Raw genomic sequence first — 19,183 nt, forward strand, 5'->3', positions numbered from 1 at the left:
CCGGTGGCCGCGACGCTCGGCTGGCTGGCGGTGAAGGGCAAGGACGACGCGGCGGTCTTCGCCGAGCTCGATCTCGTCCGCAACGGCGACACCTCGCCGCGCGCGCGGCGAGGCTTCTGCCTGGCGCTACCGTCCGGGTGGTTCGTGGTGGTGGCGCGCGCCGGCTCGCCCCTGCTCACCGAAGACACCCTGCTGCCCTTGTCGAAGGGTTGCCGGGTGGTGAGCGTGCAACACGACGAAACGGCATACAGCGTGGCTACCTGCTACGACGACGGCGCGGTGCTCTGGCACGTGGAGCACGCCGCGCGCGACGACGAGGTACGCGTGCTGGCCGCCAGCGGCGCCTTACCACCGGGCTTCGACGTGCTGCATGCGCGCTTCGAATCCGAGCAGGACATCGCCGACGAGGAGGGACGCGACGTCGACTGCTTTGTCGCGCTGCCCGTGGAACTGGCCGAGATGTACACCGGGTTCGAATACGATTTCGGTGCCGCCGCCTATGGCCGTGCCGCGTTCGACGGCTGGAAGCTGGGCGCGGAGGTGATTCCCCGGGCGGCGTCGCGCCGGCTGCGTCGCCGCATGGCCCGTTCCGCGCGGCCGTGGTGGCGCTTCTGGTAACCGCATTTCGCTGCGCGCGGCGAGGAGCGCGCCGTGTTCGCGAAACGCCAGCCACGTGTCGGCAGTGTCCCCCATCCAGGCCGTACGCCGCCGTCGAGGCCACAACCGCCCCGGCGTCCCTGCGACGCCGTCACCTCACCGCCGCCCGATCGCCAGTCCCTTCAGCACGTTAAGCGCCTGCGATAGCGCGTAGTCTTCGATGGCCAGCTTGCCGTCGTCGTCCGCCGAGCCCTTGTCGTCGGTGGATGCCTTCTCGTTCACGAGGTGGTTCGGCAGGTCGGCTTCCGAGCCGATCAGTGGCGGCGTCGCATCGCTCTTGGTGACCGCGAGATCGGCCAGGGCGATGTCCGGCTTGATGCCTTCGGCCTGGATCGACGTACCGTTGGGCGTGTAGTAGCGAGCGGTGGTGATCTTCACCGCGTGGTCCTGGTCGAGCGGCAACACCGTCTGCACCACGCCCTTGCCGAACGTGCGCCGGCCCATGATCAGGGCGCGGTGGTTGTCCTTGAGCGCGCCGGACACGATTTCGGCGGCCGATGCCGTGCCGTTGTCCACCAGTACCACCATCGGCGCGCCGTTGAGCAGGTCGCCCGGGTGCGCGTCGAAATGCAGGTTGGCATCCGGCAGGCGGCCCTTGGTGCTGACGATGCCGCCGCTGTCGAGGAACGTGTCGGCCACGCCCACCGCGGTGGTCAGCAGGCCGCCGGGATTGGAGCGAAGGTCGAGCACGGCGCCCTTGGGCGCGCCGTTCTTACGGATGTAGTCGCCCAGCTTCTTCTCCAGGTCGCTGGCGGTGTCCTCCTGGAACTGGCTCAGGCGGATGTACACGTAGCCGGCCTCGAGCGGGCGGACCTTCACGCTCGTGACATTGATGCGCTCACGTACCATGGGCACGTCGATCGGTTTGTCCGACTTCTCGTGGAGGATGGTGAGCGTGATCTTGCTGCCCGGATCGCCGCGCAGCTTCTTGAATGCGTCGTCGATGTTCTGGCTGTCGACCACTCGTCCGTCGACCTTGAGGATCGTATCGCCCGCCTTGATACCGGCGCGCGACGCGGGGGTGTCGTCGATCGGCGAGACGATCTTGAGCGCGCCGTCGACCTGAAGCACCTCGATGCCGAGGCCGCCGTATTGCCCGGTGGTGTCCTCGTCCAGTTCGGCCAGGCCGTCCTTGTCGAGGTATTCGCTGTGCGGATCGAGGTTCTCCAGCATCCCGGAGATCGCGGCCTTCATGATCGTCTTGTTGTCGAGTTTCTCGACATAGGCCTGCTGCACGATGTGGTAGACCCGCGTGAAATTGCGAATGTCGTCGAGATCGACGCCATCGTCGGCCTTCGTGGCGACATTCGCCGCCGCCGTCGACGAGGCCGCCGGCGCGTCGGGTTGCCGCACGGGTGGCGTCGCACCGTCCTGCTTCGCATGGACGGGTGCTGCCAGCGCCGCACCCAGGGCGAGCGCGAAGACGAATCGCGGGGGAAGCTGACGCATGCGTTTCTCCGGGGAAATCAATGCCGTTTACCGAGCCAGCCGCGCGCGTCGATGGGCTTGCCGCCCTGGCGCAGCTCGAAATAGGCGCCGCTGTCGCCGGCCGGCGCCGCGGCGGTGCCGACGGCTTCGCCGGCCTCCACCATGTCGCCCACGCCGTGCAGCAGCGTCTCGTTGTTGCCGTACATGCTCATGAATCCGTTGCCGTGGTTCACGATGATCATCATGCCGTAGCCACGCAGGAAGTTGGCGAACACCACCCGGCCGCGCGCCACCGCCTTCACCTCACTGCCGCGGGGGGCCACGATGATCACGCCGTTACCGTAGGCGTGCACCGCGCCGTTGGCGGGCCAGGGCAGGTTGCCGCGCAGGTTGCCAAGCGGTGCCGACGGGGGCGCGCCCTTGGGCGGGGGCGCCACTTCGGCTGCCTTGGCGGCGTCGTCGATCACCTTTTGCAGGCGGGACACCAGCGCGTTCATGTCGGCCTCGTTCTGCTTCAGGGCGGCGATGCGCGAGGCCTGGTCCTTGTATCGGGAATCGGCCTCCGCCACGAGCTTTTGCTGGGCGGCGCGTTGTTTTTCCAGTTCGGCCGCGCGTTTTTCGCGCTCGGCCCGGGTCGTCTCCAGTTTCTGCTGTTCGGCGGAGATCGCGGCTTCGACCTCCTGGAGGCGGGAAAGATCCGCGAGCAGGCCCTTGATGCGCTCGACGCGGTTCTGCTGGAAATACCGCGAGTAGGCCAGGGCGCGCGAGATGCGGTTCACGTCCTCGTCGCCGAGCAGCAGCTGCAGGTCGGAGCCGCGGCCCAGGGTGTAGGTGGCGCGCAGGAGGTCGCCAAGGGCACCCTTCTGCCGATCCAGGCCCTGCTGGATCGCGTTGCGCTGGGCGCCGAGCTGCTCCAGGTCGCGCTTGCGCTGCTCCAGTTCGGCCTCGGTGTCGCGTACGGCACGGGCGGCGCCGGCGACCTGCTCGGCCTGTCGGGCCAGCGCGGCGTTGGCGCTGTCCCTGGCGTTGGCGGTGTCGCGCTGGTCCTTCGTGATCTGGTCGATCTGCTTGCGCACGTCGTCCAGCTTCTGCCGGGCCTGGGCCTGCTCGGTCCGCGCCTTGCCGTCCTGCGCCGCATGGGCGGGCGGGGCAAGGGTGGGCATGAGGAGGGCGAGGGCGAAAGAACAGACGTGGTGTGGGCGCATGCCGGGGATTATCACCGATTCGGGAGACGCGGGCCGGGCAGGGCGTGCTGCCGTTGGGACGCATTGGCCTGGCCCCGGCGCCGGACACGACCGACCGGGCCAGCGGCGCCCGGATTTCTTAGGAATTCCGTTTAATTTCCATTTGGACGTCTAAGCGGCTTTGACGCAGCGCGGCAAATGTGTCTAAAGTGAGGCGCATGCCTCCCGGCATTGCATCCCAGCACATACCGATGCCACGAGGAGGCGGATGGTGGAGCAAGGCATTCCGCGCCTCTATGACGAGGCGTTCGAGCACGACAGCTGCGGTTTCGGCCTCGTCGCGCAGATCGACGGGCACGCGAGCGCCGCGCTCGTCGACACCGCGTTCGCCGCGCTGGCGAAACTTTCCCACCGTGGCGGCGTCAACGCCGACGGGGTGAGCGGCGACGGCTGCGGCGTGCTCATTCGCCGGCCGGTGGAGTGGCTACGCGCGCTCGCCGCCGAGGCCGGCATCCCTCTGGCGACGCACTTCGCCGCGGGCAACGTGTTTGTCGACCCCGATCGCGCCGACGAAGCCGCCGCCGTGCTCGCCGATGAGCTCGCCGCCGTCAACCTGCGCGTGTCGGGCTGGCGCGAGGTCGCGGCGCACGCCGAGGCGTGCGGCCCCCTCGCGGCGTCGTCCATGCCGCGCATCCGTCAGGTGTTCGTCGAGGCCCGTGGCGATCTTTCCACCGCCGCGTTCGAGGCCGCGCTGTTCCGCGCCCGTCGCCGCGCGGAGCAGCGGCTCGTCGACGACCCGCAGTTCTACGTGGTGTCGCTCTCGGGCGAAGTCATCGGCTACAAGGCCATGGCGGCCCCCGGGCGCTTGCGCGACGTCTACCCCGATCTGCGCCATCCGGCGCTGGTCGCCGACGCGGTGGTATTCCACCAGCGTTTCTCCACCAACACGTCGCCGCGCTGGCGCCTGGCGCAGCCGTTCCGCTTTCTTGCGCACAACGGTGAGATCAACACCATTCGCGCGAACCGCCGCTGGATGCAGGCGCGCGGTTCGGTGCTGCGCTCGGACCGGGTCGACCTGACCGACATCGGCCCTCTCGTGAGGCAGGACGGTTCCGATTCGGAAAGCCTCGACAACGCGCTCGAAGTGCTGCTGATGGGGGGCATGGACCTCCTCACCGCGATGCGCGTGCTGGTGCCGCCGGCCTACGCCGCGCGCGAGGACATCGACGAAGACCTCGCCGCCTTCTACGAGTATTACGCCCTGCACAGCGAGCCGTGGGACGGCCCCGCCGGTCTGGTCATGTGCGACGGCCGTTACGCGGCGTGCACGCTCGATCGCAACGGCCTGCGCCCCGCGCGCTGGGCGCTGTCCGACGACAACCACCTGATCGTCGCCTCCGAGGCGGGCTTGTGGAACGTCCCCTCCGCGCGCGTGGTCGCCAAGGGCCGCCTCGCCCCCGGCGAGATGATCGCGGTGGATTTCCGCGAGCACCGCCTGCTGCGCGACGCGGACATCGATGCCATCCATCGTGCGCGGGCGCCGTTCCGCGAATGGCTGCGCGAGGGCGTCACCTATCTCGAATCCGATCTCATCGATCCCAGCCTCGCGGCCGAGCCGTTGCCCGCCGAGGAACTGCGCCGCTATCAGAAGCTCTACGGCCTGTCGCGCGAAGAATGCGAATCGGTGCTGAAGGTGCTTGCCGAAACGGAAGCGGAAGCTACCGGCTCGATGGGCGACGACACGCCCATGGCGGTGTTGTCTCGCCAGGTGCGCCCGCTGTTCGACCGTTTTCGCCAGGGCTTCGCGCAGGTCACCAATCCGCCGATCGATCCGCTCCGCGAGCGGCTGGTCATGTCGCTGGTGACCCAGATCGGCCAGGAGCGCAATATCTTCGATCTGGGTCCGGACAACGCGAAGCAGATCCTGCTCAATTCGCCGATCCTCTCCCAGCGCAAGCTGCGCCAGATCCTCGCCCATCCCGATTACGCCGACACGCCGCGCTTCGATCTCATGTACGGCGAGGGCGACACGCTCGAGCAGGCCCTGGCCCGCCTGTGCGATGCGGTGGAAGCCGCCGTGCGTGGGGGCGTGCGCATCGTCTTCCTGAGCGACCGTTACCCGCGCCGCGACCTGCTGCCGATCCACGCGCTGCTGGCCACCGGCGCCGTGCACGCGCGCCTGGTGGATGCAGGGCTGCGCTGCCAATGCAACATCATGGTGGAGACCGCGACGCCGCGCGACCCGCATCATTTCGCGTGCCTGCTCGGTTTCGGCGCCACCGCCATCTATCCCTGGCTCGCCTACCAGAGCCTGTTCGACATGGGACGCAGCGGTCACCTGCGCCGTGGCGAAGGCGCGCCCCGCGAGATCGGTCGCAACTACCGTCGCGGCATCCGCAAGGGCCTGCTGAAGATCCTCTCCAAGATGGGCATCTCCACGGTGGCCGGCTATCGCGGCGCGCAACTGTTCGAGATCGTCGGCCTCGCGTCCGACGTGGTGAAGCTCTGCTTCCCCGGCACGCCGTCGCGCATCGGCGGATCCACCTTCGCCGACCTGGAACAGGAGCAGCGCGTGCTCGCCGCCGAAGCCTGGGACGAAGCGCTCGCGCTGCGTGCCGGCGGTCTCTACAAGTACGTTCACGGCGGCGAGTTCCATATGTACAACCCCGATGTCATCGCCAGCCTGCAGGTGGCGGTGCGAACGGGGCAGTGGAGCGACTACGAGACATACGCGCGCCACGTCGACACCCGTCCGCCGTCCGCGTTGCGCGACCTGCTCGTGCCGCGCGAGGGCACCCCGGTGCCGATCGACGAGGTCGAGCCGGTCGAGGCGATCCTGCGTCGCTTCGATTCCGCTGGCATGTCGCTGGGCGCGTTGTCTCCCGAGGCGCACGAGGCGCTCGCCATCGCGATGAACCGCCTCGGGGCGCGGAGCAACTCGGGCGAGGGTGGCGAAGATCCCGAGCGTTACGGCACCGAGCGCGCGTCCAAGATCAAACAGGTGGCGTCCGGCCGCTTCGGCGTCACGCCGGCGTACCTGGTCAACGCCGAGGTCTTGCAGATCAAGATCGCCCAGGGCGCCAAGCCGGGCGAAGGTGGGCAGCTGCCGGGCCATAAGGTGGATGCCACCATCGCCCGCCTGCGCTACGCCAAGCCCGGCATCGGCCTCATCTCGCCGCCGCCCCATCACGACATCTACTCCATCGAAGACCTCGCCCAGCTCATCCACGACCTCAAGGAGGTCAACCCTGGGGCGCTGGTCTCGGTCAAGCTGGTGTCGCATGCCGGCGTGGGTACCGTGGCGGCGGGCGTGGTCAAGGCGGGCGCCGACCTGATCACCGTGTCCGGCCACGACGGCGGCACGGGCGCCAGCCCGCTCACGTCGATCAAATACGCCGGCACCCCGTGGGAACTGGGCCTGGCCGAGACGCAGCAGACGCTGCGCCTCAACGGCCTGCGCGGACGCGTTCGCCTGCAGACCGATGGCGGCCTCAAGACCGGGCTCGATGTCATCAAGGCGGCCATGCTCGGTGCGGAAAGCTTCGGCTTCGGCACCGGGCCGATGGTGGCGCTGGGCTGCAAATACCTGCGCATCTGCCACCTCAACAACTGCGCCACGGGCGTCGCCACGCAGCACCCGGTGCTGCGCGAGAAGCACTTCGTCGGCCTGCCCGACATGGTGATGAACTATTTCCGCTTCGTCGCCGAAGACGTGCGTCGCCATCTCGCCCGCCTCGGCGTGCGGTCGCTCGCCGAGCTGATCGGCCAGGGTCATCGGCTTGAGCGCCGGGAGGGCGTCACCGCCGTGCAGCAGCGACTCGACCTCGCCCCGCTGGTGAGCGACGACGGGCTAGGCACGCAGGTCGATGTCGCCTGCGCGCTGGCGCGCAACCCGATGCGTGACCCCGCCACGCTGGCCAACCACATCTCGGCCCAAACGCGTGAAGCGGTCGCGCACGGCACCGGCGGCTCGTTCGCTTATGACATCGCCAACACCGATCGCGCCATCGGTGCGCGCCTGTCCGGCGACGTGGCGCGCCGCTGGGGTGACGCCGGCATGGGCGGCCGGCCGATCGACCTGCGTCTGCGCGGTTCGGCGGGCCAGAGCCTCGGCGCCTGGAATGCCGGCGGCGTGCATATCGACCTGATCGGCGAGGCTAACGACGGCGTCGGCAAGGGCATGGCCGGCGGACGCATCGTCGTCCGTCCGCCCGACGACTCGCCGTTCGCCAGCCAGGATGCCTCGATCATCGGCAATACCTGCCTCTACGGCGCCACCGGCGGCGAGCTCTTCGCCGCGGGGCAGGCGGGCGAGCGCTTTGCCGTGCGCAACTCCGGCGCGCTGGCCGTGGTGGAAGGCGCGGGCGACCACTGCTGCGAGTACATGACCGGCGGCGTCGTCGCCGTGCTCGGCCGCACGGGGCTCAACTTCGGTGCGGGCATGACCGGCGGCTTTGCCTACGTGCTCGACATCGAGCGCAACTTCGTCGATTGCTACAACCACGAACTCGTCGACATCGTGCGTATCTCGCACGAGGGCATGGAGCATTACATGCAGCACCTGCGCCAGCTCATCGAGCGCCATGCCGAGCTCACCGGCAGCGCCTGGGGACGTCGCGTGCTCGGCGATTTCCGCGGCCTGCTCCAGCGTTTCTGGCTGGTCAAGCCGAAGGCGGCGAGCCTCGACGCGCTGGCCGAAGAACTCAGGAGCGCCGCATGAGCGCGAAAGACTTCCGTTTCCTCGACATCCCGCGGCAAGTGCCGCGCACCGTGCCGGTGGCGGTGCGCGTGTTGGGCTATGGCGAGATCTCCGGCGACTTCGCGTCCAATGAAGCTGCCCAGCAGTCCGGCCGGTGCATCGATTGCGGCAACCCGTATTGCGAACACGCGTGTCCGGTGCACAACTACATCCCCAACTGGCTCAAGCTGGTGCAGGACGGCCGTCTGTTCGAAGCCGCCACGCTGATGCACGAAACCAATCCGCTGCCGGAAATCTGCGGACGCGTCTGTCCCCAGGATCGCCTCTGCGAGGGTGCCTGCACGTTGGAGCAAGGCGATTTCGGTGCCGTCACCATCGGCAGCGTCGAGCGGTGGGTCACCGATGAAGCCTTCCGCCAGGGCTGGCGCCCCGATCTGTCGCGGGTGAAGGAGACCGGTGCGCGCGTGGCCATCGTCGGCGCCGGTCCGGCCGGCCTGGCCTGTGCCGATCGCCTGCGCCGCGCGGGCATCGCCGCCCACGTGTTCGACCGCCAGCACGAAATCGGGGGCCTGCTCACCTTCGGCATCCCGCCGTTCAAGCTGGACAAGACCGTCGTGCGCACGCGTCGCGCCGTGCTCGAAGGCATGGGCGTGCGCTTCCACCTGGGCGTGGACATCGGCGTGGACGTCACCTTCGATGACCTGCTTGCCGACTACGATGCGGTCTTCGTCGGCACGGGTGCGTATACCTACGTCGACGGCCAACTCGAAGGTCGCGAACTCGGTGGCGTGCATGATGCGCTGCCGTTCCTGATCGCCAACACCGAGCGCCTGCTGCGCGATGCGCCACCGGCGCCGGCGTACGACCTCGCCGGCAAGCACGTGGTGGTGCTCGGCGGCGGCGACACCGGCATGGACTGCAACCGCACCGCCATCCGCCTGGGTGCCGCTTCCGTCACCTGCGTCTACCGTCGCGACGAGCCGAACATGCCCGGGTCGCGCCGCGAGGTCGGCTACAGCCGCGACGAAGGCGTGCGCTTCCTCTTCCAGCGCCAGCCCGTGGCCCTCATCGGCGACAGCGGACGGGTGAAAGCGGTGCGTGTGGTCGAAACGCAGCTGGTGGACGAGGGCGACGGTCGCCTGCGTCCGCGCAACGTCGAAGGCAGCGAGACGGACTTGCGTGCCGACGTGGTCATCCAGGCGTTTGGCTTTCAGCCCAGCCCGCCCGACTGGTGTGAGCCGTTCGGGATCGATCGCGATCGCAGCGGGCGCATCGTGACAGGCGCCGAGGGGCGCCTGCCGCACCAGACGAGCCATCCGCAGGTGTTCGCCGGCGGCGACAACGTGCGTGGGGCCGATCTCGTGGTGCGCGCGGTGTACGACGGTCGCGAGGCGGCGGGGTCCATCGTTCGCCTGCTGGCCGGCAAGACCGCAGGCCGGCTCGCGACCGCCTGAACCGACGCCGACGGTGGCGGTGCGCCTGCCACAGCGCAGGCGCACAATGGTGGCAACGTTCCTTCGGCGCCCCTCCATGTGTCTCATCGCTTTTGCCTGGCGCACCCATCCGCGCTGGCGTCTCGTGCTCGTCGGCAATCGCGACGAGTTCCATGCGCGCCCCACGGCGCCCCTCGCCTCGTGGGACGAAGCGCCACAGATCCTCGCCGGTCGTGACCTCCACGCGGGCGGGACCTGGGCGGGTGTAGCCCCGCGGGGACGTGTCGGCGTCATCACCAACGTGCGTGATCCCCAGGCGTCCCATGAGGGCATGTCGCGAGGCCTTCTCGTGGCGGATTACCTCGCCTCGAGTCTTCCCGCCGCCGCGCACGCCGACGAACTGATGGCGATGGCGTCCGCGTACCGGCCTTTCAACCTGCTCACGTTCGATCGCGACGACGCGTTCTACCTCGGCAACCATCGCGAGGCGCGCCGCCAGCGCGTGACCGACGGCATCCACGGCGTGTCCAATGCCGACTTCAACGCGCCGTGGCCCAAAACGCAGGCGCTGACGGCGAAGCTGGGTGCATGGATCGACAGCGATGGCGACATCGCGTCGCTGTTCGACCTGCTGTCGGATCGCGGCGGTTGGCCGGACGACCTGCTTCCGGATACCGGCGTCGGCATCGAACGCGAACGCTTCCTCGCCAGCGCGTTCATCGCCGGCGAACAGTACGGGACCCGTGCGAGCACCGTGATTCTGGTCGGGCACGACGATGCGACGACGATCATCGAACGCCGCTTCGGCCCGCATGGTTTGTCCGAAGGCGAAACGCGGCTGGACCTGCCGGGCGTGCCGCAGCCCTGAACGTGCCGGGGCCACGGCGAAGGGCGATGCTTGCGGCCTAACGCGCATCGGGGCAATCCGCCATCGGTACCGGGCGCGGAGCGGATCATCGCCTACGAAACGAAAGTGTTTTGCCGTGGCGGCGATTGATCCACGATCCATCCACCCCGACGATGTTCCCATCGTCTCTTTCTCCGGGAACCTGTCCATGCACATCGACCTTTCGACCCGTCGCGCCATCGTCACCGGTTCCACCGCGGGCATCGGGCTGGCCATCGCCAAGGGTCTCGCGGCCGCCGGGGCCAGCATCGTCATCACTGGACGCACCCAGGCGCGCGTGGACGACGCCATCGCCCAGCTTCGCGCAGAGGTGCCCCAGGCGCGACTCACCGGCGTCGCCGCCGACCTGGGCACCGCCGAAGGCGGCGCGGCGCTCATCGCCGCCGTTCCCGACACCGACATCCTTGTCAACAACCTCGGCATCTTCGAGCCGAAGGATTTCTTTGCCATCGACGATGCCGAATGGACGCGCTTTTTCGAGGTCAACGTCAATTCGGGCGTGCGGCTGTCGCGCCATTACGCCAAAGGCATGGCCGAGCGGGGTTGGGGACGCGTGCAGTTCATCTCCAGCGAATCCGGCGTGCAGATTCCTGCGGAAATGGTCCACTACGGCGTGACGAAAACGGCGCAATTGGCGGTATCGCGTGGGCTGGCCGAGGTACTGGCCGGCACCGGCGTCACCGTCAACGCCGTGCTGCCGGGGCCGACGCTTTCGGAAGGCGTGAGCGAGTTCTTCGGCAAGATCGCGAAAGAACAAGGCAAGACGCAGAAGGACGTGGAGCAGGATTTCATCCAGACCCACCGGCCCACGTCGCTGATCAAGCGACTGCTCAGCGTGGACGAAGTGGCAAACGCGTGCGTGTACCTCGCGTCGGAACAGGCCTCGGGCACGACCGGTGCCGCCATCCGCGTCGATGGTGGCGTGACGCGGTCGGTCGTCTAACCACCCACCTGGCGGATGATGCGCGCGAAAGCGCCGTCGTTTCGCTGGAACTCCGGGCGGGGCGCATGGAAGCGCTCGTCCGTGGGCGCCACCGCGCGGACACGATCCATCCGGAAACTCTTCCATCCCCGGGATTCACCCGAGCTGCTGCCGCCGTCGAGCTGGTAGGCGCTCAACAGGCGATGCCCTTGCGTGTCGTCGCCGTACACGTGGGGTTGCACGAGGCGCCGTGTGCCACCGTAGTCGACGATCAAAAGACGCATCGCGTCGATGGCATCGCAGATGATCGTGTCATCGGTATTCACGTGACGTCGCCGTCGACGTAGTACCAGCGACCGTCGTCGCGAACGAAACGGCTGACCTCGTGCATGCGCTGCGCGCTGCCGCCGCCGACGCGCATGCGCGCCACGAACTCGACCACCGCCGTGTCTGGCGTAGGGTTTTCGTGGCGCTTCACCGACAGGCCGAGCCAGTGTGGCTTGGGCGACTGCATGGCGAGATCGAGTGTCGCGGGCCGGGTCGTCGCGTGCCATGTGGCGAGCAAATACGCGTCCAGGCCCAGCACGTAGGCACTGTATCGCGATCGCATCAGCATCTCGGCGGTGGGTGCGGGTTCGCCGTCTAGCCAGCGGCCGCAGCAGTCGGCGAGGGAGCGCCCTGTGCCACAGGGGCAGGTTGCGGGGTTAGCGGCCATCGGCAGGGGAGGACGCCTTGCGCACGCATGAACCACCCTCGTCCAGGATGAGATCGCTGAGGTCGTATCCCATGCTTGTGGCCTGTCCCTTCAGTGACTCCAGAACCGTGACGTCCATGCGCGGATCGCGCGACAGGATCCAGAGGTACTTCCGCCTCGGCTCCCCCACCATCGCCCAGCGATAGTCGTCGTCGAGCGCAATCACCCAGTAGTCCGCCCACACCATCGGTAGCCATCGCAGCCAGCGGGGAGCGAACGTGACCTGCAGTTTGCCGCGTGCGTAGGGGTCGGGGCGGCGGGCGGTACCGAGGACGGACATCTCCCTGCCGTCCTGTCCTGGGCAGCGATTGTGGACGGTCACGGTCTCATCGGGCTGGGGCGTGTATTCGGCGATCGACTGGCCGGCACACTTGCGCTGGAAGAACATCGGGAGCCGGGCGATCTCGTGCCAGGTGCCGGCGTAGCGGGCGAGATCGAGGTCGGCCACGGCGGTGACGGGTAGGCTGGATGGCATAGGGGGCATGGCTGGATTCCGGCGAAACGACCCTCTACGATGCGGCCCATGGGTGAATCGCGGTTGAATCGCGCTGTTTTTCCGGGGGGATGGGCCGAATGCATCGAAGCGAACCGCCAGGGTGGGTTGGACGCCTGCGGGAGCGATTGACCACGACCCCACGCGTTCGCTTCGACCCCGTAGATGGGGTGATCGTGCATGTCGCCGGTCCCTTGAGCGTGCGCGAATGCTCGGTCGCCGATGTCCGCCGGGTGGAGGCGGGCAACCGTGACGATGCGTCTTACGACACCGTGTTTCTTTTCTTCCACGCCGAGCACGACCTGCTGGTCGTGTCGGAGCGGGACAAGGGCTTCGCCGACCTGGTGCGTGACCTGACGCCGGTGTTTCCCGGCATCGAAGGTTGGCTCGCGGCGCTGCCGCCGGTGAAGTATCAGCTGACGTCGGTGGACCTGTGGCTGCGCGAGCCAGGCGTCTCGGCTTAAACGCCAAGCGGGTAGGCACCGATCGATCGGCGGACGCCGGCATGTGGCCGGATGACAGTTCGTGCCCGAAGGGATGAGAGCCGACCGTGTCGGCGATCCGGCGGCAGCCGGCATCGTGCGGGACAGGTGGGGCCCCGGATCGTCCTACCGGCGGACGACGAGAAGAACCGCGTCGGGCAGCAGTTCGACCTCGTGCGGGCCCCGTACGGTGTCGCCCGTGTGGAGCGATTCGCCACCCACCCGCGCCTCGCCGCGGGCCAGGTGCATCAAGGCGATGTCGTCCGCCGCCTCGTGGCGCAGCGGGCCCTGCCACACCTCCAGGCGCGCGGTTCCGCCTTTCCGTCTGACCATCAGGTTGAAATCGCGCGTGGCGCCGCCGGCCAGGCGGACCGCCACGGACGCCTCGCCCGGAAAGGAAAACGGCACGCATGGCTCGGTGAGCGCGTGCTCGCGCGCACCATCGAGCGTCATCGTGAAGCCATCGCCCTGGAGTAGCACGATGGTCCGGTCGACGCCCGGAAACACCGAAAACGGCGAGGCGGTGTCGACATCGGCGATGCTGACGCGCCAGAGGAAGTCATCCATGCCCGCGTCGTGCGGATGCACCGCCACTTCGCGGGTGATGCCCAGTCCGTTCTTCCAGGGTATGGCGTTGAGGTCGTCGAAGCGGATCAGGGTCATGCGACGCGCTCGATCTCGCGGGCGAAGGGGGGGAGGGCGCGCAGCATGCCCGTGCCGTAGCGTTTGGTGATCACGCGGCGGTCGAGTAGCACGATGCGCCCGGTGTCGGTTTCGGTGCGGATCAGGCGGCCACAATACTGCGTGAGGATGCGCGTGGCATCCGGCACGCTCACCTCGATGAACGGGTTGCGCCCACGCGATTCGAGCCATTCCGCATACGTGGCACCCACCGGGTCGGTTGGCACGGCGAACGGAAGCTGCGTCACCACCACGGTCTCGCAGAGCTTGCCGGGCAGGTCCAGGCCCTCGCCGAACGACGCGAGCCCGAACAGCGTGCTGCCTTTGCCCGCCTCGATGTCCGCGCAATGCTCGGCGATGAGCTGCGCCTTCGACAGCGAGCCTTGCGCACGCACCTTGCGCACGTGTTCGATGGGCAGGATCTGCAACACGCGGTCAAGCTTGGCACGTGAGGTGAACAGCACGAGGTTGCCGGCGTTCCAGTCCAGGTGCGTCGCCAGCCATTCGGACACTTCGCGCGCATGGCCCTCGCGATCGTCGGGCAACGTGCGCAGCGCCGGCACGGCGAGCGTGGCCTGCCGTTCGAGATCGAAGGGCGACGGCAGGCTGAGCGTCACCGATGCATCCGGCAGGCCGACGGCGTCGGCGAAGCCGCGGAAGTTGCCGCCCGCGCTCAGCGTCGCCGAGGTCATCACCACGGCGGAAGCGTTTTCCCACAGCACGTTGCGCAACAGGCCGCCCGCCGACACCGCCGAGGCATGGCACACCAGTTGCTGGTCGGCCGTCATGCTGACCCAGCGGGCGAGCGGCGGCCCGTTTTCGCGATCGTCGGTCGACCACGCGTACCACGTGCGCACCTGGCGCTCGAGACGCTCCAGCGCCACGCCGAGTTCGCGCGAAAGGGCTTCCTGCGTGGGGCCGCCGGCTTCCATCTCGACCACCGTGCGCCGTACCGTGCGCAGCCAGCGCTGGATGTCCTTGGTCAGCAGGTGCAGGTAGTCCGCGTGGTGCTTCCATGGGGCGGGCAACTGCCCCAGCGATGCGCGGAACACCGGTTCGGTCTCGCTCGACGAGGGTGTCCAGCTGAGCCGGATCTCGCGCTCGATCTCCTCCAGCGCCCCCGACAACGCCACCAGTTTCTCGTCGCCCATCTCGAGGGTGAGATTGCCGATGGACTCCTTGTCGGTCAACGAGTACGCGCCGTGGATCTGGTTCTGCAGGCGGCCGATGCGGCGGATGGTCGACGCCAGGTGCACGTCGGCGGCGCCCCGGTCGATGGCCTTGCCCGGCACGTGATGCGCCTCGTCGAAGATATACAGCGTGTCTTCCGGCTTGGGCAGGATGACGCCACCGAAGGTGTCTTCGTCACGCGGCATGGTGAGGTCGGCCAGCACGAGATCCTGGTTGGCGACCACGATGTCGGCCTCGCCGATGGCGCGCCGGGCCAGGAAGAACGGACACACCGCGAACGACCCGCATTTGCGGCCGGTGCAGCCGCCCGCACTGGTGGTGATCATGCCGCGGACGAGGTCGGAGATCGGTTCGGGGCTGCTGTCGATGTCGCCGTTCCACTCGCCGGCCTCGAAGGCCTGGCCGAGCTTCTCGATGGCCTTGGTGTCCCGCTCGGCGGGCGGCCGCGACCAGAGCGCCAGTTCGGCGTCGAACTCGAAACCGGCCTGGGCGGATGGCTCGGCGCCGGCCATGCGCAGGTTGCGCGGGCAGAGGTAGCGCGCGCGACCCTTGGCCAGCGCGACTTTCGCCTGCACGCCGCAGAGGCTGAGGTATTGGGGAATGTCGCGCTGGACGAGCTGCTCCTGCAGCGCCACGGTCGCCGTGGCGATGACCAGCTTCTTCTTCTGTGCCCGGGCCACTTCCAGGCCCGCGATGAGATAGGCCATCGACTTGCCGGTGCCCGTCGGTGCCTCGATCACCGCCGCACCCTGCGGTTCGGCCAGTGCCTTCGCCACTTCCGCGATCATCTTCAGCTGCGACGCACGGCCGCGGAAGCCCGCGAGGCCGTCCTTCAGCCGCGCATACGCGGCACGGATCGTGGCTTTGGTGTCTTCGGTGAGCATCGGGCGGACAGCGGACGGATAAGGCAACCGGACAAGGTTACCTTATCGCCGTCTCAGCCCGTGGCGCTCAGAGGTGGCGGTGGTGAACGCCGTTGGCCGGCGCGCCCGCGACGAGGCCGGCGACGACGAAGGTGTGTTCTTCCCACGTGCCATCGGCGTGCTGCACGTGGATTTCCACCGGGCGGCCAAGGTGATCGGAGAGGTCGGGCGCCATCCCTTCGGCGGCGGCGATCGCGGCCGCCTGGGACGCGTAGCGGCCCAGCGGCAGGGACGCGCGGCGTACGATCCACGGTCCCTGTGTCGATTCGTTGTACGGAATGAACAGTTGAGCGGAACTGGAAGCCATGGAACCCTCGCTGTCGGTTGGGTGCGCTGACGATGCGGGGCCGCGTCGACCCCTCGACCACGACGCTACGCCTTATCGGCTAAAAAACCCGTTAACCGTTGTATCACAATGACTTGCGGGCACGGGCTCGCTGGCCAGGGCGCGCATCGCCCACAGGGCTGCGTCTTCACGACGGTGCGATTACCATCGGCGATCCATCCGCCACCCACGGAACCCCATGTCTCCCAACGATCCGGCCCCTGACGCCATCGTCGCGGTGCGAGGCCTGTCCAAGACCTACAAGAGCGGCTTCCAGGCCCTCAAGCGCGTCGACCTCGATATCCACCGGGGTGAGATTTTCGCGCTGCTCGGCCCCAATGGCGCCGGCAAGACGACCCTGATCAGCATCATCTGCGGCATCGTCAACGGCAGCGAGGGGACCGTGACGGTCGACGGCCATGACATCGTCCGCGACGCCCGCGTGGCGCGTGGCCTGATCGGCCTGGTGCCGCAGGAGCTCTCCACCGACGCGTTCGAGAGCGTGTGGGCCACGGTGCGCTTCAGTCGCGGGCTGTTCGGCAAGGCGCCCAACCCGGTGCACCTGGAGCGGATCCTCCGCGAGCTGTCGCTATGGGAAAAACGCGACGCGAAGATCATGACGCTGTCCGGCGGCATGAAGCGGCGGGTGCTGATCGCCAAGGCGCTGGCCCACGAGCCCCGCGTGCTGTTCCTCGACGAGCCCACTGCGGGCGTGGACGTGGAGCTGCGCCACGACATGTGGCAGATGGTGCGCCGCCTGCGCGACGCGGGCGTCACCATCATCCTCACCACGCACTACATCGAAGAAGCCGAAGAGATGGCCGATCGCATCGGCGTCATCGATCGCGGCGAGCTCGTCATCGTCGAAGACAAGCACACGCTGATGCGCAAGCTGGGCAAGAAGCAGCTCTCGTTGCAACTGCAGTCGCCGCTCGCCGCCGTGCCCGCGGAACTGGCGCACTGGCCGCTCGAACTCTCCGCCGACGGCCAGACGCTCACCTACACCTTCGACACGCAGGGCGACGATACCGGCATCGCCGACCTGCTTCGCCAGCTCGGCGGGATGGGCATCGACTTCAAGGACCTGCACTCGAGCGAGAGCTCGCTGGAGGAGATCTTCGTGAGCCTGCTGAGGAACGGCGCATGAACCTGCACGCGATCCGCGCCATCTATCGCTTCGAAATGGCCCGCACCGGCCGTACGCTGATGCAGAGCATCGCATCGCCGGTGCTGTCGACCTCGCTCTACTTCGTGGTGTTCGGCGCGGCCATCGGCTCGCGCATGGGCCAGATCGGCGGTGTGAGCTACGGTGCTTTCATCATTCCCGGCCTGATCATGCTGTCGCTGCTCAACGAAAGCGTGTCCAACGCCTCGTTCGGCATCTACATGCCCAAGTGGGCAGGCACGATCTACGAGTTGCTCTCCGCACCGGTCACGTTCGTGGAGGTGGTCATCGGTTACGTCGGGGCCGCCGCGACCAAGTCGGTGATCCTGGGCCTGTTGATCCTCGCCACCGCGCGGCTGTTCGTGCCTTACCAGATCATGCACCCGTTCTGGATGGTCGGTTTCCTGGTGTTGACGGCGGTGACCTTCAGCCTGTTCGGTTTCATCATCGGCCTGTGGGCGGACGACTTCCAGAAACTGCAGGTGATCCCGCTGATGGTGATCACGCCGCTCACGTTCCTCGGCGGCAGCTTCTATTCCATCGCGATGCTGCCGCCGGTGTGGCAGAAGATCACCTTGTTCAATCCGGTGGTGTACCTGGTCAACGGATTTCGCTGGAGCTTCTACGGCCAGGCCGACGTCGACGTGGTGCTGAGCGCGTCGGCCACGCTGGGCTTCCTGCTGGTATGCATCGGCGCCGTCTGGTGGATCTTCCGTACGGGCTGGAAACTCAAGGCGTGACCCGGGCCACCGCATGATCGAGCGACGCATGCACGACGACGAGCGCCCCGTCAGGCGGCTTCGTCGTGCGCAGGGCCTGCTCGAACGGATGGTCCGGGCGCTTCCGCCGGGCAAGCGCGCGCGGGTCGGCCTGTTCATCGCGGCCAAGACCATGGCGTCGGCCTGCGTGGCTTACGGCGCTGGCCGATGGGTGCATCCGCACGAGGCGTTCTGGGCGGCGATCAGCGCCATCGCGGTCACCCAGCCGCATTACGGCGACACGCGCGGTGCCGGCCGCGACCGCGTGCTGGGCACCGGGCTGGGCGCCGTGGCCGGTGTGCTGGGCCTGTGGATCGGCGGCACCGGCGACTTCCTCGCCTTCGCGGCGGCGCTGTTCCTGGTGACGCTCGCGTCGTGGGCCGCCGGCGTCGGCGCGGCGGCGCGGGTGGGCGGCATCACCACCGCCATCGTCATGCTGGTGCCGTCGACGGGGCCGCTCTGGGACGTCGCGGCGTTTCGCCTGGGCGAAGTGGTGATCGGCACCGTGTCCGCGCTGATGGTGGGCTGGCTGGTGGCACGTCTGGAAGGTTGGGTCGAGGGCCGGCATCGCCATGCGGACGATCGACCCGGAAGCGCGTGAACCGGCGCGGACGCGGCGGTTCACGCCTCCAGCGTGGGCTTACGCCTTGCCGAGGAAGTCGGCCTTGCCCAGCGGCACGCCTTCGCCGCGGAGGATCGAATACGACGTGGTGCAGTGGAAATACACGTTCGGCAGCACGAAGCCGAGCAGGTAATCCTGGCCGTTGAACGTCAGCTCGCCGCTGCGCAGCTTGAGCACGATCGAGCGGTCTTCGCTGCCGTCGATCTGGGCCGGGGTGAACGCTTCGATCATCCCGATGACGCGCGCGATGCGCTCCTGCAGCTGCTCGAACGTGGCCTCGTTGTCGTCCATCGAGGGCACGTCCTGGCCCGCGAGGCGATAGACCGCGCCCTTGGCCATGTCGGTGGCGATCTGCACCTGGCGCGCCAGCGGGAACATGTCGGCGATGATGCGGGTGTTGAGCAGTACCTCGGGCGACACGTTGCGCTCCCTGGCGAACGCCGCGCCTTTATGCAGCACGCCCGACAGCGCCTTGAGCGCGCGGACGAGGACGGGAACCGAAGCCTGGTACATCGAAAGGGTCATGGGTGGTGTCTCGACGAAGGACGGCCGGGGTGGC

General features: G+C 68.1%; 18 protein-coding genes. 9 read left to right on the forward strand and 9 right to left on the reverse strand.

Annotated elements, in window-relative coordinates; translation table 11 throughout:
* The first annotated feature begins 3 nt into the window (after positions 1-3).
* A complete protein-coding gene (locus PI246_RS12375; protein WP_320551598.1) occupies positions 4-618 on the forward strand; it encodes a S24/S26 family peptidase in 615 nt (204 codons plus the stop codon).
* Between the two features lie 135 nt (positions 619-753).
* Here the strand turns inward: PI246_RS12375 and PI246_RS12380 are convergent, their stop codons facing one another.
* On the reverse strand, positions 754-2,106 hold the full coding sequence (locus tag PI246_RS12380; RefSeq protein ID WP_320551599.1) for a S41 family peptidase: 1,353 nt from the start codon (positions 2,104-2,106) through the stop codon (positions 754-756).
* A gap of 17 nt (positions 2,107-2,123) precedes the next feature.
* Positions 2,124-3,290, reverse strand: a complete 1,167-nt coding sequence (locus tag PI246_RS12385) for a murein hydrolase activator EnvC family protein (protein ID WP_320551600.1) — start codon at positions 3,288-3,290, stop codon at positions 2,124-2,126.
* A gap of 247 nt (positions 3,291-3,537) precedes the next feature.
* Here PI246_RS12385 and gltB point away from each other — a divergent pair, with 247 nt between their 5' ends.
* From gltB to PI246_RS12405, 4 genes are all read left to right on the forward strand, one after another.
* Positions 3,538-7,989 (forward strand): glutamate synthase large subunit, encoded by a 4,452-nt coding sequence (gltB, locus tag PI246_RS12390; RefSeq protein WP_320551601.1) that lies wholly within the window; start codon positions 3,538-3,540, stop codon positions 7,987-7,989.
* Positions 7,986-9,422, forward strand: coding sequence for a glutamate synthase subunit beta (locus PI246_RS12395; protein WP_320551602.1), 1,437 nt, complete (start codon positions 7,986-7,988; stop codon positions 9,420-9,422). Before gltB ends, PI246_RS12395 begins: the two co-directional genes overlap by 4 nt.
* Before the next feature lie 76 nt (positions 9,423-9,498).
* Positions 9,499-10,269 (forward strand): NRDE family protein, encoded by a 771-nt coding sequence (locus PI246_RS12400; protein WP_320551603.1) that lies wholly within the window; start codon positions 9,499-9,501, stop codon positions 10,267-10,269.
* 187 nt (positions 10,270-10,456) lie between these two features.
* A complete protein-coding gene (locus PI246_RS12405) occupies positions 10,457-11,251 on the forward strand; it encodes an SDR family NAD(P)-dependent oxidoreductase (protein ID WP_320551604.1) in 795 nt (264 codons plus the stop codon).
* Here PI246_RS12405 and PI246_RS12410 read toward each other — a convergent pair.
* Genes PI246_RS12410 through PI246_RS12420 form a run of 3 tightly spaced genes read right to left on the reverse strand, consistent with a single transcriptional unit; the run spans position 11,248 to position 12,468 of the window.
* Positions 11,248-11,556, reverse strand: a complete 309-nt coding sequence (locus PI246_RS12410) for a hypothetical protein (protein ID WP_320551605.1) — start codon at positions 11,554-11,556, stop codon at positions 11,248-11,250. The two genes, PI246_RS12405 and PI246_RS12410, sit on opposite strands and share 4 nt — an antisense overlap.
* A complete protein-coding gene (locus PI246_RS12415) occupies positions 11,553-11,945 on the reverse strand; it encodes a YchJ family protein (RefSeq protein ID WP_320551606.1) in 393 nt (130 codons plus the stop codon). The genes PI246_RS12410 and PI246_RS12415 overlap by 4 nt, the downstream gene beginning before the upstream one ends.
* Positions 11,935-12,468 carry a lipocalin family protein gene (locus tag PI246_RS12420; protein WP_320551607.1) on the reverse strand — a complete coding sequence of 178 codons (534 nt, stop codon included), beginning with the start codon at positions 12,466-12,468 and terminating at the stop codon, positions 11,935-11,937. Before PI246_RS12420 ends, PI246_RS12415 begins: the two co-directional genes overlap by 11 nt.
* 185 nt (positions 12,469-12,653) lie before the next feature.
* Between PI246_RS12420 and PI246_RS12425 the strand changes: the two genes are divergently transcribed.
* The gene (locus PI246_RS12425) at positions 12,654-12,941 is read left to right on the forward strand and encodes a hypothetical protein (RefSeq protein WP_320551608.1); all 288 of its coding nucleotides are present in this window, start codon (positions 12,654-12,656) and stop codon (positions 12,939-12,941) included.
* Positions 12,942-13,085: 144 nt separating this feature from the next.
* Here PI246_RS12425 and PI246_RS12430 read toward each other — a convergent pair whose 3' ends face one another.
* The 3 genes from PI246_RS12430 to PI246_RS12440 form a co-directional block, all read right to left on the reverse strand.
* Positions 13,086-13,622, reverse strand: a complete 537-nt coding sequence (locus PI246_RS12430; protein WP_320551609.1) for a HutD/Ves family protein — start codon at positions 13,620-13,622, stop codon at positions 13,086-13,088.
* Entirely contained in the window at positions 13,619-15,715 is a 2,097-nt protein-coding gene (gene dinG / locus PI246_RS12435) for an ATP-dependent DNA helicase DinG (protein ID WP_320551712.1), read from the reverse strand. The genes PI246_RS12430 and dinG overlap by 4 nt, the downstream gene beginning before the upstream one ends.
* A gap of 67 nt (positions 15,716-15,782) precedes the next feature.
* Complete coding sequence (locus PI246_RS12440; protein WP_320551610.1) at positions 15,783-16,061, reverse strand: DUF2188 domain-containing protein; 279 nt, start codon at positions 16,059-16,061, stop codon at positions 15,783-15,785.
* A 217-nt stretch (positions 16,062-16,278) separates the two neighbouring features.
* Here PI246_RS12440 and PI246_RS12445 point away from each other — a divergent pair, with 217 nt between their 5' ends.
* The 3 genes from PI246_RS12445 to PI246_RS12455 are packed head-to-tail and all read left to right on the forward strand — an operon-like array spanning position 16,279 to position 18,603.
* Positions 16,279-17,226, forward strand: a complete 948-nt coding sequence (locus PI246_RS12445) for an ABC transporter ATP-binding protein (RefSeq protein ID WP_320551611.1) — start codon at positions 16,279-16,281, stop codon at positions 17,224-17,226.
* A complete protein-coding gene (locus tag PI246_RS12450; RefSeq protein ID WP_320551612.1) occupies positions 17,223-17,984 on the forward strand; it encodes an ABC transporter permease in 762 nt (253 codons plus the stop codon). The genes PI246_RS12445 and PI246_RS12450 overlap by 4 nt, the downstream gene beginning before the upstream one ends.
* 13 nt (positions 17,985-17,997) lie before the next feature.
* Positions 17,998-18,603 (forward strand): FUSC family protein, encoded by a 606-nt coding sequence (locus PI246_RS12455; protein WP_320551613.1) that lies wholly within the window; start codon positions 17,998-18,000, stop codon positions 18,601-18,603.
* Positions 18,604-18,642: 39 nt separating this feature from the next.
* Here PI246_RS12455 and PI246_RS12460 read toward each other — a convergent pair whose 3' ends face one another.
* Entirely contained in the window at positions 18,643-19,149 is a 507-nt protein-coding gene (locus PI246_RS12460) for a DUF1993 domain-containing protein (RefSeq protein ID WP_320551614.1), read from the reverse strand.
* Positions 19,150-19,183: the final 34 nt, after the last annotated feature.

The organism is Luteibacter sahnii (assembly GCF_034063545.1).
Taxonomy (GTDB): domain Bacteria; phylum Pseudomonadota; class Gammaproteobacteria; order Xanthomonadales; family Rhodanobacteraceae; genus Luteibacter; species Luteibacter sahnii.